Source organism: Microbulbifer mixtoriginis (SeqCode) (genome assembly GCF_052467945.1).
In genome coordinates, this window is record NZ_CP174328.1 from 3,468,324 (window position 1) to 3,485,046 (window position 16,723).

At 51.9% G+C, this 16,723-nt stretch carries 16 protein-coding genes and 1 riboswitch; of the genes, 9 read left to right on the forward strand and 7 right to left on the reverse strand.

Annotated elements, in window-relative coordinates; translation table 11 throughout:
• Positions 1 to 41: 41 nt before the first annotated feature.
• Positions 42 to 1,841, reverse strand: a complete 1,800-nt coding sequence (locus ACJJIJ_RS15155; RefSeq protein ID WP_444937792.1) for a TonB-dependent receptor plug domain-containing protein — start codon at positions 1,839 to 1,841, stop codon at positions 42 to 44.
• A gap of 126 nt (positions 1,842 to 1,967) precedes the next feature.
• A riboswitch (cobalamin riboswitch) is annotated at positions 1,968 to 2,131 on the reverse strand.
• 151 nt (positions 2,132 to 2,282) lie between these two features.
• Here ACJJIJ_RS15155 and ACJJIJ_RS15160 point away from each other — a divergent pair.
• Positions 2,283 to 2,660, forward strand: a complete 378-nt coding sequence (locus ACJJIJ_RS15160; protein ID WP_444889353.1) for a hypothetical protein — start codon at positions 2,283 to 2,285, stop codon at positions 2,658 to 2,660.
• A 42-nt stretch (positions 2,661 to 2,702) separates the two neighbouring features.
• Positions 2,703 to 3,800 carry a YHYH protein gene (locus ACJJIJ_RS15165; protein WP_444937793.1) on the forward strand — a complete coding sequence of 366 codons (1,098 nt, stop codon included), beginning with the start codon at positions 2,703 to 2,705 and terminating at the stop codon, positions 3,798 to 3,800.
• Between the two features lie 11 nt (positions 3,801 to 3,811).
• On the opposite strand, the gene ACJJIJ_RS15170 is transcribed toward ACJJIJ_RS15165, so the two are convergent.
• Genes ACJJIJ_RS15170 through radA form a run of 4 tightly spaced genes read right to left on the reverse strand, consistent with a single transcriptional unit; the run spans position 3,812 to position 7,809 of the window.
• The gene (locus ACJJIJ_RS15170; protein WP_252083380.1) at positions 3,812 to 4,600 is read right to left on the reverse strand and encodes an ABC transporter ATP-binding protein; all 789 of its coding nucleotides are present in this window, start codon (positions 4,598 to 4,600) and stop codon (positions 3,812 to 3,814) included.
• A 2-nt stretch (positions 4,601 to 4,602) separates the two neighbouring features.
• On the reverse strand, positions 4,603 to 5,592 hold the full coding sequence (locus tag ACJJIJ_RS15175) for a FecCD family ABC transporter permease (RefSeq protein ID WP_252083381.1): 990 nt from the start codon (positions 5,590 to 5,592) through the stop codon (positions 4,603 to 4,605).
• Positions 5,582 to 6,409 carry an ABC transporter substrate-binding protein gene (locus ACJJIJ_RS15180; protein ID WP_252083382.1) on the reverse strand — a complete coding sequence of 276 codons (828 nt, stop codon included), beginning with the start codon at positions 6,407 to 6,409 and terminating at the stop codon, positions 5,582 to 5,584. Before ACJJIJ_RS15180 ends, ACJJIJ_RS15175 begins: the two co-directional genes overlap by 11 nt.
• A gap of 5 nt (positions 6,410 to 6,414) precedes the next feature.
• Complete coding sequence (radA, locus tag ACJJIJ_RS15185; protein ID WP_444937794.1) at positions 6,415 to 7,809, reverse strand: DNA repair protein RadA; 1,395 nt, start codon at positions 7,807 to 7,809, stop codon at positions 6,415 to 6,417.
• 306 nt (positions 7,810 to 8,115) lie between these two features.
• Between radA and ACJJIJ_RS15190 the strand changes: the two genes are divergently transcribed.
• The 7 genes from ACJJIJ_RS15190 (at position 8,116) to ACJJIJ_RS15220 (ending at position 14,203) form a co-directional block, all read left to right on the forward strand.
• A complete protein-coding gene (locus ACJJIJ_RS15190; protein WP_444910560.1) occupies positions 8,116 to 8,517 on the forward strand; it encodes a pseudoazurin in 402 nt (133 codons plus the stop codon).
• 13 nt (positions 8,518 to 8,530) lie between these two features.
• Positions 8,531 to 9,328, forward strand: a complete 798-nt coding sequence (locus tag ACJJIJ_RS15195) for an oxygen-binding di-iron domain-containing protein (RefSeq protein ID WP_444937795.1) — start codon at positions 8,531 to 8,533, stop codon at positions 9,326 to 9,328.
• A gap of 177 nt (positions 9,329 to 9,505) precedes the next feature.
• Positions 9,506 to 9,844: a hypothetical protein gene (locus tag ACJJIJ_RS15200; RefSeq protein ID WP_444937796.1), complete on the forward strand. Its 339-nt coding sequence runs from the start codon at positions 9,506 to 9,508 to the stop codon at positions 9,842 to 9,844.
• A 115-nt stretch (positions 9,845 to 9,959) separates the two neighbouring features.
• Entirely contained in the window at positions 9,960 to 10,451 is a 492-nt protein-coding gene (locus ACJJIJ_RS15205; RefSeq protein WP_444937797.1) for a DUF411 domain-containing protein, read from the forward strand.
• Positions 10,452 to 10,460: 9 nt separating this feature from the next.
• Complete coding sequence (locus tag ACJJIJ_RS15210) at positions 10,461 to 12,209, forward strand: copper resistance system multicopper oxidase (RefSeq protein ID WP_444937798.1); 1,749 nt, start codon at positions 10,461 to 10,463, stop codon at positions 12,207 to 12,209.
• Entirely contained in the window at positions 12,206 to 13,000 is a 795-nt protein-coding gene (locus ACJJIJ_RS15215; protein ID WP_444937799.1) for a copper resistance protein B, read from the forward strand. The genes ACJJIJ_RS15210 and ACJJIJ_RS15215 overlap by 4 nt, the downstream gene beginning before the upstream one ends.
• A 291-nt stretch (positions 13,001 to 13,291) precedes the next feature.
• The gene (locus ACJJIJ_RS15220) at positions 13,292 to 14,203 is read left to right on the forward strand and encodes a copper resistance protein B (protein ID WP_252083390.1); all 912 of its coding nucleotides are present in this window, start codon (positions 13,292 to 13,294) and stop codon (positions 14,201 to 14,203) included.
• Positions 14,204 to 14,373: 170 nt separating this feature from the next.
• Here the strand turns inward: ACJJIJ_RS15220 and ACJJIJ_RS15225 are convergent, their stop codons facing one another.
• Both ACJJIJ_RS15225 and ACJJIJ_RS15230 read right to left on the reverse strand, forming a co-directional pair.
• A complete protein-coding gene (locus ACJJIJ_RS15225; protein WP_444937800.1) occupies positions 14,374 to 15,213 on the reverse strand; it encodes an alpha/beta hydrolase in 840 nt (279 codons plus the stop codon).
• 582 nt (positions 15,214 to 15,795) lie between these two features.
• On the reverse strand, positions 15,796 to 16,590 hold the full coding sequence (locus tag ACJJIJ_RS15230) for an SDR family NAD(P)-dependent oxidoreductase (protein ID WP_444937801.1): 795 nt from the start codon (positions 16,588 to 16,590) through the stop codon (positions 15,796 to 15,798).
• Between the last annotated feature and the right edge of the window lie 133 nt (positions 16,591 to 16,723).

Here is a 16,723-nt window from a genome sequence, read left to right on the forward strand (position 1 = left end):
GAACAGAGAGATAGCCCAAGGGGCTATCTCTCCAAACATTTTTATAGGCTAAATTCTATACCGGCATAAACTGCTGCACCTGCTGTGTAATAACCCGCAACTTCGCGATAGTTCCGGTCCAACACATTTTCACCGCGTAGATTAACCCGCATATTGGGGGAGACCCGATAGACGGCATTCAGATCAACCTTACTGTAGTTCTCCAGAGCGATTCCGGTATAACCATCAATGCGATCCTCAACCCGCTGCCAGTTACCACTCAGAGTCAACTTATCTCCCAGCCATTGTTGGCTGAGGCCGAAGTTAAATACCCTCTGGGGAACTCCGCCACGTTGAGCGCCTGTGAAGTCCTCTGAGTTCAGCCAAGTGCCAGTTATAGACCAATCCAGGTTGCTATTAAGGTTGCCGCCCAAGGACAGTTCCACCCCCTCAGATTGACTATCACCATCATCCTGCTCATAAGACCAGGTTGTGTAATTATAAAAAATAGCATTGCTGATCTCCTGGTCGAAGTAGGTCAGCTCAGCCTGTAATAATTGTGCCCACTGGTATTCCAGACCCAACTCATAACCACGACTGGTTTCAGCCCCCAAAGAAGCATTGGTAGTATATTCGTACGGGCTCGGAGCACGGTAACCAGTTCCAAAACTCGCGCGATACTTAAGCTGCTGATCATCACCTAGAGAAACAGGTAGAGCTGCAGAGACACGCCAGCTATTGTGATCCTCAGTCTCCAGGCTATCGCGACGGTAGCCTAGGGTATAGAAAACTGTTTCGGCGAAATCACTGTGCCACTCCGTAAAGAAGCCAGTACTTTCCAATACCTCATCGGCAAACTCTGTAGCATATTTCTGCTGTTCATACTCTCCGCCCCACAGCAGTTTTCCACTGTTCAAGGTATTGCTGCCGATATAATTTGCCTCACGAATTTTACCGTTTGTTATAAATGGAAAGGCCCCAGGGCTGATACCCTCTTCGCGGTCAATCTCCTGTTGAGAAAGGCTTACTCTATGATTCCAGTTGGCAAACTGGTAATGACTACTAAAGATGAAAAATTCCTGGTCGAAGCGACTCAGGCAATCATTAGGAGAATCCGAAAAACAGTTGTCGTACTCAGTCTCAGTATCCACCTTGCGGTACTGGCTCTCGAGAGATAGATTTTCATTTATCTGGTAACCGAGACGTGCACTGGTGGTAAAATTATCGTAACCATCTTCCTCACCAGAAGAATCTTTTTCGGTTGCATTAAAACCGTCAGTGGAAAAGTCAGAAACACTCAAATCGTAGTACCAGGATTCAATGTTTCCCCCAAGGTTCGCACTGGTGTTCTGGCTTCCGTAACGACCCACCTCTACAGAGGCACTGGCGTTAACACTCTCAGCAGGCCTTTTGCTAATAATATTAATCACGCCACCGGCGCCGGCACCGTAAAGCATGCCCTGGGGCCCGCGCAGGACTTCAATGCGCTCAATATCACTAACCTGCAAGTGCTGCAATTGGGTACTTACCTGTAAACCCGTCGGGTCGGCAATATTCACCCCATCCAGTAACACCAGGGTGCGGAAATTACTTTCCCCACGGATAAACAAGGAACTGACCTTACCCGCTCCGCCGCTATTACTGACAGCAACACCTGGCAGAGTGCGCATCACATCCAGCAGGCTGGTATAACCCAATCGCTCAATATCGGCAGCATTAAGAATTGAAACAGAGACACCCAGCTGGCTCTTGGGCAGATCCAGACGGCTGGCAGTCACGGTGATTTCTTCCAGGTCCGCAGCCGCAGACAATAGCGGTTGCACCGCGGCAAAGACGGCAGCGGCTAATAAAGTTTTTTTCATTGTGGTTCCCCAATCTCGAACAGAAAAACGGATTGAGGGAGGGTGAGTACAATCGGTGCGCAACCCAGGCGGGCACACTGACCAGACAAAGCCCTCCGCTTTATCCTCGAGGCCAGATATAAAAACTCCGGCTTAGTGCCGAGGGCCGGTATCGGGCTTATCATTTTGCAAAGAAAAATGATTTACCGTTGCGGGGGCAGCGCCGGACTCTGTATACACATCACCGGACTTCCCGTTTACCCCAGCCAAGTGTAAATACACTGCTGGGCACCCAAAGCGGCGGCAAGTATAACAGCGTGGCTGGCGCTTCCCCAGCGAAAGTGAGACGCTAAATCCACGGGGTAATTTTCAATAAAAATCTGTTTTTCAAACACCACTCAGCCCTTACTCGCTTGCACACTTCTTTACCAAAAATCCACATTCCTTGCGCATTCCTGAACTATGTTGGCTATCAGCGGCTGGTTAAAAAACACCTCCCAGGAAGGGGGGATACTGGCCGCCGCTAATCGCCCGCGCCTGCTCTTCAGTGCAGGCGCTGTCCAGCTGCCTTCAATGGAGAGCACCATGTACAAGGTTTTATTATCTGTCGCCCTAATGGCCATGATTTCCTCTGCAAACGCACAGCCACGCAAACCTCCTCAGGAAGCCTTTGATGCCTGCAAGGCCATGTCGAAGGGTGATGCCTGCAAAGTGGAAACGCCGCACGGTACCCTGGAAGGCACTTGCCGCATGCCCCCTAGAGAAGAGCAACTGGTGTGTGTTCCCACAAAAATGGAAGGCCGCAGACCGGGCAAAGATCGAAAAGAAAATAACGAGTAAATCATTGGGGCCCTTGCGGGCCTCGCAGTTCGAGAATGCAGTATGAAAAAGTGGCTATTAGTGGGCCTCACCTGTGTCACCCCGGCAGCTCTGGGACACCTGCCGGAAACAACCGTGGAAGCCTGCCAAGGGTTAACCTCCGGCTCAAGTTGTAGCATCGGTCACAGTAGCGGCCAATGCTTGCGCTTATCTGAAGATCAGGCTCCGGTCTGTGTGACGGGCACATTGGCTATTGCCAGAATCCCTTCTCAAGAGCGCGCTAACGGCAGACCACCGGCGCGCAGGCATCGGGTGGTGCAGTCGGAGGGATTACATTATAGGGTTCCCGCCGACCACAACCCAATCACCACCAGCCGCGTTAAAGTCACAATCGAGGGGCCCTGGCGGGTGATTGAAGCCAACGGTATCTCCACCCATAAAACCGGTGCCTTCCCAAACTCCGGCAATCCCCACAAAATCGAAACCCAACGCTACAAATACCGAGTACCCGCAGCCCCCAAGTTGGCAAAAAAATCCACACCAGTAAGCCTGCAAAATTTTGGTATTGGCATTAACGGCGTGCCATTTGATCCCAGCGCCGCAGAGTGGTACCTGGGTAATCGCGGCCTCTGGCGCTATGAGGCGCTCTCCGGTGCAGTTCCCCTCGGCGTTGACGACAACTACGCCCATGTCCAGCCCAACGGGGCCTACCATTATCACGGTCTGCCCACCGGACTATTGGCAAGACTACAAGTTACCCCGCAGCAGCATTCACCACTGATTGGTTGGGCCGCAGATGGTTTTCCCATTTACGCACTATATGGTTATGGCGATGACATGAATGAGGAGACTGATGTAGTAAAAATGCACTCCAGCTATCGGGTGAAATCTGGACATCGGCCAACAAGCAACAAGCAACCTGGCGGCTATTACGACGGCACCTTTGTGGCGGACTACGAATATGTTGAAGGGGCGGGCTCCCTCGATGAGTGCAATGGCCGCTTTGTGCGCACCCCTGATTTTCCTCAGGGTATTTATGCCTATTTCCTTACTGAGGAGTGGCCAATAATTCCGCGCTGCTACAGAGGAACACCCTCCGAGGACTTCCGCCGCGGACCCGCAATGGGGCGGCCACAGCCCCCGCGCAGGCGATTTGGCTGAGACAGGAATTTCTAGCCACTGGATTTTCGCAGCAAATCCAGTGGTACAAAGTCTGCGATACCGTCGCGCCAACGGAATTCACAACTCACCCCGTAGGCTTCGCCAATCAACGTTGGAGTCAGTACCTGTTGCGGTGTTCCCTGAGCTAACAATTCTCCATCCAGCATCAAGAGAATCCGATCGCAAAAGCGCGCCGCCAGGCTGAGGTCGTGCAGTGCCAACACCACGGTTTTGCCACTGTCGGCCAGGCTGCGGAAGTTCTGCATCAGCTGAAGTTGGTGACGGATATCCAACGCCGCAGTGGGCTCATCGGCGATCAGCAGCGGTGCCCGCCCCACTAACAGGCGGGCCAATTGCACGCGGCGCAGCTCGCCACCGGATAATTGAGTGACCGGGCGCTGGGCAAATTCCTGCGCATCCACCAATAACAACGCCTGCTGTACCCTTTGCTCCCGGTCTGGCAACCGTCCCCAGGGGAGTAGCCCCAACGCCACCATATCCGCCGCACTGAGAGACCAGGTCGGAGTTTCCGACTGCGGTAGGAAAGCCCCCAGCCTCGCACGCTGGGATGCCGGCAATTGCCCCGCATCAAGACCATTCAGCTCAACATGACCCGCATCGGGGGACAAGACTCCTGATAAACACTGCAACAGACTGCTCTTGCCGGCGCCATTGGGGCCCACCACGGCGGTCAGCTCGAAGGGCTTAAAAGCACAATGGATTCCCTGCAGGACACTCTTGCGCCCTCGCTGCAATTCCAGCGCAACGCAGGCGGCCTCAATAGTTTTCTCACTAGCCATATTCACAACCACTGCCCCCTGCGCGCCGTCAAAATCAGCCAGAAGAAAAAAGGTGCACCGATAAAAGCGGTGACCGCGCCAATGCGCAGCTCCTGCGCGCCGACAAAATTAATCACCAGAATGTCTGCCAGCAGCAACAGCAGCGCTCCAGCTAAAGCGCTGATCCACAGTAAACGGGCGGGGTCCTGGCGCACCAGAGGGCGCACCAGGTGCGGCACCACCAATCCGACAAAACCGATAGTGCCAGCTACTGCCACGGCACCCCCCACGGCACTGGCGATGCCCAGCAAAATAAGAAAGGGATAGGCGCGGCTCTGGAAACCCAAGGAAGCCGCACTGTCTTCACCCAAGGCCAGCGCGCGCAAATAATTGCGTGTGAAAAACAGGCACAGCACCCCCACGGCCAAAAAGGGCAATGCCAAAAACAGTTGGTCCCAGCCGCGATTGGCCAGCGAGCCCATCAACCAGAACACCACCTCCTGCATAGCGAACATGCTCGGCGCATAGTTAAGCGCCAGTGCAATCAGTGCCGATAGGAAAGCGTTAATGGCCACCCCCGCCAACACCAGCCGTCCGGCACTGGCGCCGCGCCCCGCCAACAACCACACCGCCGCCGCCGCGCTAAAGGCACCGCCAATAGCCAGAGCCTGCAACAACCAACCGGATTTCCAGGCCGCGCCGTAATAGAGAAACAGTACCGCCGCCAAAGCCGCACCGCTGGAAACACCGAGCAGCGCCGGCTCCGCCAGAGGGTTACGCAACATCCCCTGCATGGCGGCGCCGCCCATCCCCAAGGCAGCGCCCACCAGTATTGCCAACAGGGCACGGGGCAGTCGCAATTGCCACAGAATCACCGCATCGCTGCTCTGGCCACTCCAGCCCTCAGCCAGCGCATTGGAAAGGTCCACCGAAACCGGGCCACTACCCAGTGCCCCAAGCAAGGCCAGCGGCAGGGCCGCCAGTAATAACAAAACCGCGTTTTTATTGTACAAGCGCTTCCCTCTTATCCATCAACTGTTGCAGTGTATCCACCACCGCCAGTACCGGGCACAGGCTCAGCTGTTTCGGCAGGGTATAGGTGCGGCCGCTATCGATATAGCGCTGTAGTACCGGGTGGCGCGCGGCCAGGTAAGCCAGTGCGAAATGCTGTTCGCTGCCATAGAACACCAACAAATCCGGCTGCAGGGCAATCACCTCTTCCAGGCTGATCCGTGCCAGTCCCTGAGTGGTGGCGAGATTGTCAAAACCGGCGCGCTGCAGCAACTGGTGCTCCAGCATGCCGCTGCCGTAGGTGATGTTATTGGCGGAGAGAATCACCGCACTGGCGCGCTGTTTAGCAGCGGGCTGATCGAGTAGTTGTGCCAACGCGCGTTTCTGCTCTTGCAGCGGAGGAAGCGGGCCCAGTACGGCTTGCAAAGCACCGAGTTGTTGTTGCAACTGCTCCAGACTGTAGGCATCGGGGATGGTCACCACATTCATACCCAGTGCTTGCAGCCGCTCAGCCGCACGCTGGGCACCGTACTGCCCGGCAAGAACCAGATCTGGCTTTAATGGCAGCAGCTCCTCGGCGCGGGCGCGATTGAGCTGAACGTGTTCGGGAATCGGCAGGGAGCGATACTGTTCGGCGGCGGACAGCCAGGTCAGAGAGGCAATATCCGCAGGTTGTGCCCAGTTCAGCAGTACTTGGTCCAGACACAGGTTCAACGAAGCAATGCGCTCATAGGCCTGGACTTTCGCGGCCAGAATGAACACTGCACCGAGTAATAGTTGCCAGCAGAGAAGATGACGCCTGGACGTGCGGGTACTCATCCGACTCAGCTCATGTCGATCACGGCAAGGGCTTCCGCCAGGGTTTTTACCGAGTGCATTTCCATACCCTCGATATCGTTTTTCAGGCGATTGGCGGCGGGCACTATCGCTTTGCGAAAACCATGCTTAGCGGCTTCGCGCAGGCGCTCCTGGCCCGAGGGCACGGGGCGGATCTCACCGGAAAGTCCCACCTCACCGAAGACCACCAGATCCCGCGGCAACACCCGATTGCGAAAGCTGGAAACAACTGCCAGCAAAAGAGTCAGGTCGGCACTGGTTTCCATTACCTTGACGCCGCCTACCACATTGATAAACACATCCTGATCGCCGACCAAGACGCCGCCATGGCGGTGCAGCACCGCCAGCAGCATATTCAGGCGGTTCTGGTCGAGGCCCACCGCTACCCGGCGCGGATTACCGAGGCTGCTGTCATCCACCAGTGCCTGCAGTTCCACCAGCAGCGGCCGGGTGCCCTCCCACACGGAAGTCACCACCGATCCCGCAGCGATCTCCTCGGCGCGCTGCAGGAAAATAGCGGAGGGATTAGAAACTTCTTTAAGGCCCTGCTCGGTCATGGCAAATACCCCCAGCTCATTCACCGCTCCAAAGCGGTTTTTATGGGCACGCAGGGTGCGGAAGCGGGAGTCGTGAGTACCTTCGAGCAATATGGAGCAATCAATAATATGTTCCAGCACCTTGGGGCCTGCCAAACTGCCGTCTTTGGTGACATGGCCCACTAAAATCAGTGCAGTACCAGTCTGCTTGGCGAAGCGGGTCAGGTAAGCAGCACTCTCACGCACCTGGACCACCGAGCCCGGAGCGGACTGCACATCGCTCATATGCATCACCTGGATGGAGTCCACCACCATCACGCGTGGATTGACTTCTTTTGCCGCCAGGCAGATGCGCTCCACATCAGTTTCACTGAGGAGCTGCAGGGAATCGGTGGGCAGGCCCAGGCGTTTGGCGCGCATAGCCACCTGCTGAAGAGATTCTTCACCGGTGATATACAGCGCCGGCATTGAAGTAGCGAGGTGGCAAAGAGTCTGTAGCAACACCGTCGATTTACCGGCCCCAGGGTGACCTCCGATCAGCACCACCGAACCCGGCACCAGGCCGCCCCCCAGCACCCGGTCGAGTTCCGAGGCGGAAGTGGGAATACGCGGCAGCTCACTCAGGTCGATTTCCGAGAGCTTCTGTACCTTGCCAACACCGGCGGCGCCGGCATAGCCACTCTGGGCATCGGTGAAATTGGCCGCGCGGCTGTCTTTGTGCTCCGTCCCCAAACGCACTTCAGAGAGACTGTTCCAGGCGCCGCAAGCACTGCACTGCCCCGCCCACTTTGTATAGTCAGCGCCACATTCATTGCACACATAGGCAGTTTTGCGTTTAGCAGCCAAGGTTATTCCCCCAAAGCGTCACCCAGTCAAATTGGCGCACAGTTTACCCCTTATCTCCCTTCAGAGGGCAGCGCTTAACAGACAGATATGACTCTCCTTTACCCAAGTGGTGTATTGGCACTTTTTCCCACTTTCTCTGGGATCTGCGCGATTGATCTAGATCAATTCTTCGTATTTTCACCGGGCTAATATCCGGCGCGTCTCGCCTCCTCCTATAGGCAGAGTCATTACAACATCACCGACTACTCAAAACAGGAAGTAAATATGTCGTCTATTACTCTTCGCGGTGCGCTTCTCGCACTCGTCATGGCCTCGACGTCCGCCCTGGCAGCAGATCACGAAGTTAAGATGCTGAACCAGGGCAAGGACGGCATGATGACTTTCGAACCCGCGTTCCTAAACGTTGCAGTGGGCGATACTGTCACCTTCCTGCCCACCGATATGGCACACAACAGCCGTTCCGTACTCTCCCCAGCCGATGGCGACAGTTGGAATGGCGGCATGGGCGAGAAAGTCAGTGTGACCTTGAATAAAGAAGGCGTTTACCTGTACCAGTGCGATCCGCACCTGCCCTTGGGCATGGTCGGTGTAATTCAGGTAGGCCAGGCCGGCAACCTGGAAGATGCCAAGAAACACGCTCAAGGAATGAGTGAACGTATCGCCGTCAACAAGGAGCGCCTCAGCCAGTACCTTGACCTAATTAAATAAGAGAGGCCGCGGCGTGGACATTTTATTTGAGCAAGGCCCTCACCTGGTTGCGCGTTTCTGCGATCTGGTTAAAGAACAGAATGGCAGCGATGGAGTGCAGGCCAACCAGTTTGTGATTCGCCGCGGCACCCAAGGTGCGCTGATTGATCCCGGCGGTGATCTCACCTACACACCCCTAACCATTGAACTCAGCCGCCACCTGAACCTGAGCGATCTGGAATATATCCTGGCCTCGCACCAGGACCCGGACATCATTGCCTCACTGCCACGCTGGATGCTGCACTCACGCTGCAAGGTAGCGGTATCCAAACTGTGGTCGCGCTTCCTGCCCCACCTAGTGTCTGGCTTTGTCGCCTCACGTGCCGGTAGTGAACGTTGGCAGGACCGTATCATTCCCATCAGTGACAAGGGCGAGGTGCTGCCTTTTGCCGACAGCGAAATCTGGGCCCTGCCCGCACACTTTATGCACTCCTGCGGCAACTTCAGTTTCTACGATCCGGTTAGCCGCATCCTGTTTTCCGGTGACGTGGGCGCCTCTCTCGGTGGAGAGGAGGGCGAAGTCATCGATTTTGATGCGCATATTCCATCCATGGAAGGTTTCCACCAGCGCTATATGGGAGGCAACTGGGCCTGCCGTCTGTGGGTGAAAATGGTGCGAGAACTGAACCCAGCCATGATTGTGCCTCAACACGGCGGGTATTTTGCCTCTGAGGAAGCTAAGGGAGGCTTCCTGAGCTGGTTGGAGCGATTGGAATGTGGACCCGATCTGCTGCGACATCAGGACTATCGCTTGCCGCTGAGGAAACCCTAAAGACCAGTCTAAAGGACAGTCTTTACAAGCGATAACCCTGTAGGCTCCGAATCAATACAGGCATAAAACCAAGGGAGAGCGGGACGCTTTCCCTTAACCTCCTCCACCCTCCCGCTGTGCTTGCACCCCCTGCTGCCCACACATACACTGACCGGCATACTTCTCCTGGGCTGCTTTATGTATATTGCCTACCTTCGCACCTTGCTGCTGATACTCCTGCTGGCCTTTGCCGGCCTGGCATCGGCCGTGCCCCGTGCGGAACCGGCAGATATGCTGAGCCTGGAGAGCAGCGAACAGGGCCACTGCGAAGCGGATAGGGCCGATGATTGCCACAGCGAGCACCGCGGCGATTGTGGCATCGAATGCGGCTGCTGTCCGGGATTAAGCAATAGCCTCGCCGCAATCTCCGCTAATGTTCCAAATTTTTCACGGCCAATTTCCCTGGCAACTGCTCACACAGTATTTAAACCTTCCCCCGACCCGGAAAGCGCCCTGCGGCCTCCTATCGCCACCTGAGCCTCGGCTCCAGCAGTAAACTTCGCCGATAAATCTTTTTCGCCCGCCACTAACTGCACCTATGCTGCGCTGACGATGTGGTGGGTCAGTTGATATGAATGACAGGAGTAATTCCATGTACCGATCTTTTTTAGCCGCAATTGCCGCGCTTGTTACCACATTAGCCCTCAGTGCTTGTGCTGAACCCACCGAGCCCAAAGAACCTCAAGCGCAGAACCTAACTACCTATAAATCCGCTACCTGTGGCTGCTGCAAAGTCTGGGTGGACCACGCTCGCAACAGCGGCTTCGAAGTGGTGGCAAAGGATGTCGATGACCTCAACGGCGTCAAAAAACAGCACGGAATAGAACCCCGCTACCAGTCTTGCCACACCAGTGTGTCCAGGGAAGGCTATGTTTTCGAAGGGCATGTGCCAGCCAAGCTGATTCAGCAATTTTTGCAGAATCCCCCTAAAGGCGCTCTGGGACTAGCTGTACCCGGTATGCCTCTCGGAAGCCCCGGTATGGAGATGGGCGATCGCTTTACGCCCTATCAGGTAATGCAGTTAAACAAGGACGGCAGCAGCGTGGTTTATACAGAGATCAACGCGGCCGGAGAACAGTTCTGAGGACTGTCAATGACAAAGCCTCCGCGGTGCGGCTCGGTTTCGCGCCGCACCTTTGTAACCGGAATCAGCGCCGGCATGGCCCTGCTGGGCCTGCCCGGCTCCCCTACCCCCGCCAGGGCGCGAGTCCCCCCTCCCACGACTTTAACTGGCGAGAATTTCTCCCTGCAGGTAGACCAAAGGGCAGTCAACCTGACCGGACAACCCCGCAACGCAATTTCAGTTAACAATTCTATTCCCGGCCCAATCCTGCACTGGCACGAGGGGCAAACTGTCACTCTCAATGTCCTCAACCAATTAGATAAAAACACTTCGATTCACTGGTATGGCATCAGGGTGCCCAACCCTATGAATGGTGTACCAGGGCTCAATTTCTCCGGTATTAGGCCCGGGGAAAATTTTCGATACCGCTTTAAAGTCACACAAAGCGGAACTTACTGGTATCAAAGTCACTCCGGCTTCCAGAGGCAGCAGGGACTCTACGGTGCTATCGTCATCGATCCAGCTGGGGGAGACCCGGTGACCTATGACCGGGACTATGTAGTGTTGCTCTCCGATTGGAGCGATGAATCCCCCCAGCGGATTTATTCAAACCTGAAGAAAGATGGCCACTATTACAACCGGCGCCGCCACCGCACCACCACAGATCTCTGGCGAGATGTACGCGCGAAAGGCATAGAGCAAACCTGGCGTGAACGACACCCATGGAACTTCGCAGGCATGTCTGATCGAGATGTGTCTGATGTCACAGGCTACACCTACAGCTACCTGATCAATGGACAAACTCCGGAAGACAATTGGACTGCCCTATTTACCCCCGGTGAGATAGTACGGCTGCGTTTTATCAACGCCTCTGCCATGACAATCTTCGACCTACGCATTCCAGACTTGGATATGACAGTGGTCAGTGCCGACGGCCAGAATATTCAACCAGTACGGGTGGATGAGTTCCGTCTAGGCACCGGGGAAACCTACGATGTGGTAGTTAGGCCCAGTGGCGACAGAGCCTACACCCTTTTTGCCCAGGCGATCGATCGCGGCGGTTACGCTCGCGGTACCTTAACGCCCGCTCAGAGTCTTTCTGCCGAAGTTCCCCCCATGGATCCAATCCCAATACTCGATAAGCGCGATATGGGATTCACCCGTACCAGTGGTGCTAGAGCTGCTGATAGACAGCCCACTGCAGAAGAACAAAATGCCAAACTGGCCCCCGCCGGCCTGGGGAGCCATAGCCCCATCGTCCACCAGCCAACAGAAAAAGGCCATGGCGTAGCCCTGCGCGCGCTCGCTCCCCAAAATGGAATGGATGATCCCGGTGTTGGACTCCGTGAACACCAGCAACGCTACAACCGCCGCATCCTAACCTACAGGGATCTTCGCAGTCTCACACCATCATTAGACCAGCGACAACCGCAGCGAGAACTACAACTACATCTCACCGGTAATCCAGCTCGTTACCTATGGTCCATTGACGGTGTTAAATATAAAAACGCCACACCAATCTTATTGGCTTATGGCGAGCGTCTACGTATCACTCTGGTGAACGACACCCTACTCACCCAGCCCATACACCTGCACGGTTTATGGAGTGAGTTGGAAACTGGTGACGGAGAGTATCTACCACGCAAGCACACGGTGATGGTGCAGCCCGGTGCCAAGATCAGTTACCTGGTAAATGCCGATACCCGGGGGCGCTGGGCATTACACTGCCAAATGCTTTATCGCACATACGGTATTTTCCGAGAGGTGCGCGTGGTATGAGGCGCACTCTCTGTACCAAAGCAGCAGAGATAATAATTGTTACCCTGTGCTTGCAACTGGGTTTTCAAGCAGTTAAAGCGCAAAATCGGGAAGACCAGCACCACAGCTTCCAATCCCTCTCAGAAGGATCAGTCGCTGGAGAGGACAATGGTATGGCCGGGGAGGGAGACAAGCCTGTAGCCAAACTCAGCCTTGACCAATTCGAACGACGCGGTATGAACGGCGCGGCAATCGAAGGCGATTTCAGTTATGGAGATGACGTCAATAAAGTAGTGCTGGAAGTAGATTTCGAGCGGGGAGGTGGCGAAACAGAAAAAAATGAGCGATGGCTAGTCTACAGTAGAGCCATTTCCAAAGATTGGAATTTCCTCGCCGGTTTCCGTCACGATCTGCAGCGGGAAAGCACCAGCCGCAATTGGCTGGCGATTGGGCTGGCCGGGGAAACACCTTACTCATTAGAAATGGATGCAGTGCTGTTTCTGGGAAGAAACGGCAGTACAGCTTTTCGTCTGGAGGGCGAATATGATGCAAAGCTCGCAGAAAAAGTGAGTCTTATTCCGCGCCTAGAGCTAAATTTCTTCGGCCAAAATGATGAAATTGCTGGCAGTGGCAGCGGATTATCTCAAATAGAAATAGGCCTGCGGCTACTCTACGAAATTCACCCTAAATTTTCCCCCTATATCGGCGTTCACCATGAACGAGTTGTGGGCAATGCCGCAGATTTTGCCCGTGAAGAAGGGGAAAAGGTATATAGCACCGTATGGGTTGTCGGTTTTCGCGCCTGGTTTTAGCTCCCGGTTCTATAAAAAATTCTGTTCACAACAAACTATCCGCCAATTAAATGCAGCAGGAAACCAGAATTTTTCTTGGCTTACATTCGTAATTCACACTTTTTCTTAGGGTTCATTAATAGAGAGATTTTATCAAATTTGAAAGATTAGAAAGGCAATATGCTTATACTGGTAAACATTCCTTACAACAAGCAAACTCAAAATTTTTTAAAATGGCAGAATACAGAAACAACTTCTATTAAGTGTATGAAATTATTACATCAGGAAAAAATGGTATAGAAAGGGCAAAAAGTGTCGTACATAAACACTTCAGCTCTTGACTTTATTCACTCACCATATCTGCAGCAAGATTTCTCCTCATTGAACCTCATAGGTCGCACCAAGCCTATATGGGGTAAACGGGAGTCCAGACGATACGCAAGTGAAATTCTTCTACGTAAAGTATCAATAACTCCAGCGATTACTATTTCCTTACTAATGGGGATGCTGGCTATCGAAGGACAATCCCAAGAGGATTTACATCATGGCCTTCAGTATCACTCCACATCTGGAAGTAACAATGATGCAACCCTAGGAGAAGACAAACCCATCGCCAAGCTCAGCCTTGATCAATTTGAATTACAAGGTAATAACGGAGCCACCATTGAGGGGGACATCAGCTATGGTACAGACCAAAGCAAGCTATCCGCAGAAGTAGACTACGAGCGCTCCAACGGGGAGACCGAGGAGAATGAGCTATGGGGCATTTACAGCCACGCAGTTTCTGCTAATTGGAATATTCTCGCAGGAATTCGTCATGATTTTTACCTGGAGAATACCAGCCGCAATTGGTTTGCAATTGGTATTATTGGCGAGACCCCCTACTCATTTGAAATGGACGCTGTATTTTTCCTTGGTAGAAGCGGCAGCACTGCCCTTCGCATAGAAGGAGTTTATACATTTAAACTCTCAGAAAAGTTCAGTTTAGCACCCCGTGCAGAATTTGATTTTTTTGGGCAAAATGACAAAAATTCAGACGGAGGATCTGGTCTATCTGAAATAGAAATTGGCATACGTTTACGCTATGAACTTCATCCGAAATTCTCCCCTTATATTGGCATACATCAATATCGCAATATCGGAAAAACTGCAGACTTTGAACGCGAAGAGGGAGAAAAAGTATACGATACCGTGTGGGTTCTGGGGTTTCGAGCTTGGTTATAAACCAAAGATCATTCCCCCTTAGCGAACATTGGCACTATTAAAATAGCGGCACCTCTGAAAATTTACCATTTTCACCCTATGAACCTTAAATCTTTATGTGCCCAACATCAAACAAGATGGCAAGAATAATTCGCAGAGGTGCAAAAAAGGTCAGCCAAGCAGCTAAAGCGTTAATCTTCTTTAAATATTTCCCTAATTCCGAAATTGTAACCCACCACTGGAACCGTTAGGTGATTCTCCCCCTTAAATACTTTTTTCGACAATTTAAGGCTAGGGTAATTGCGCGAATCTAACCTGCGCACAAGTTGTTTCATGTCCTTCACCATAAACCCTTCTTCCTTACCGACAAACATGAATATATGCTTATCCATATCTGCATTATATTCCGCATAATATCGTTCCTTGGCAAGGATCACTTTATCATCCCACCAGACACTAGGGCTTGCTATGATGTAACGATGAAAGCTATCTGGCTGAGTAAACAAAGTATGAAGAGCAAACAATCCCCCTAAAGAATGCCCCATAAAGGTCTGATCCTGTTGATCAGCAGGGAAAGTATTGTTAATAAAGGGCTTTAACTCTTTGTTAATAAACTCAAGAAACTGATTCGCACCACCCCCCTGAACTTCCCCATCCATCTCCACAGCAGTTGGTGTCAAATCGAGACGCCGCAACTTCCCCAAACTATCATCAACATAATCAATGCCCACAAAAATAAATGCCGGAATCTTTCCTGTTACACTCTGCTTGAAAAAATTTGGAGCCATCATTGGAAAATCGAGATAACCATCCACCATATAAACAACTGGATATTGAACGGTATCGTTCTCGGGATCGTACTCTTTAGGCAATAGCACATCAATTTGATACTGACGCGCCAAGAGGTCTGACTGGTAATGAAAAGACAATATTTCGCCACGAGTAAAAGAGACTGGCTCGGCAGTTCCTGCAGACACCGCCCCCACAGAAACGACAAGTATAAAAACAATCGTTGACAATAATATTCGCATAAATTTTCCCTAGCTGAATGAAATTACTATCACCAATGCAATCAGCGACACCCCAGTTTTTAATTCAGAGCAAACCATAATGTCAACTTAGACACAAAAATTAATAGCCATGTAAATAGATAGGCATAAAACTCACATTTATTTAAAAACAAAAAACTCGCGGAGTGTAGCCTTTCATAGCTTCAAGCAAAGCTAAACCAATACAACATCCTGCAATTTTGCAAAATAAGACGTCATTGTATCTTTTAAGACAACTTACCCAGGATCCACTCTAATCTTTATCCTATGAGTTGAATGTGGCGACACACTCGATTCTCAAATAGCCTAAATTCAATACCCAAAGCTACTGCTACCAGCTACCAGCTACCAGCTACCAGCTACCAGCTACCAGAAAATATTGAACCACCATTTTAACCCCAGAAATTTATGCAACCTTTACTAACTGAAGCGTAAAAATACCACTCAGCGGCAACCCAGTATTCTGACTCTCCAGAGTCAGCAGGAATACAATCCTCCCAGATTATCAATAAGGCCCACAGCAAGGCCAAGTGGATAATTCAGCTCTAGTGAAATAGAGGAATTTTATGTCTTTTCATTACTTACAATACGCTTAAATACTTTCCCCGATAGACGCAGCAGTTGCGCTCGACTCAGAAGTCGAGAAAGTAAAACCAGTGCCCACTTTTGCTTACCTGACAATACATAACTTTTTTGAGACAAGAATCCTTCTAACCCTACTTGAGCAACATACTCAGCAGTTTCGTAGATACTTTCATCCACCTTGACTTGATTATTCGCCACCTCGGCAAAATTTGTCTTGGTTCCACCGGGGCAAAGGCAGGTTACTGTTACACCGGTTCCTTGTAGTTCATTGTGCAGAGCTTCCGAAAAATTCAGTACGTAACTTTTGGATGCAGAGTAGACTCCAGCATAAGGTACCGGCATCAGGGCTGCTCCAGAGGCAACATTAATGATACCGCCTGTTTTTTTAAGTCTCATCTCTGGTAGAAATAAGTAACACAGCTCTGTAAGGGTGTTAATATTGAGCTGCAACATATCCCTATAGGTTTCAAGAGTGAAGCTTTCAAAGCTTCCCCACTTGCCAAAACCTGCGTTATTAATGAGAATTTCAACTTCAATACCCATCTCTTTAGTTTTATCAAAGAGCTTTTGCGCAGATCCTTCTACGCTTAAATCCATAGGAATAAAGCTTGTATCTACTGGGTATAATTCATTAATTTTTGTTGCGATATTCGATAAGGAGTCTTCAGATCGAGCAACCAAAATTAGGTTTGCACCCCTTTTAGCACATTCATACGCAAATGCTTCGCCGATTCCCGAAGAAGCTCCCGTAACTAAAACAGTCTTTGATTTCATTTACTACTATCCCAATACAACTCAAATCCTATTTATTTAGGTCGCCCATTCGATCCCGACATCGGGCAGGTGTGCAGACAAAATCCTTTATAGCCAGTGCTCAGGCAGAGCCCTTGCCCATATCCAACGAAGC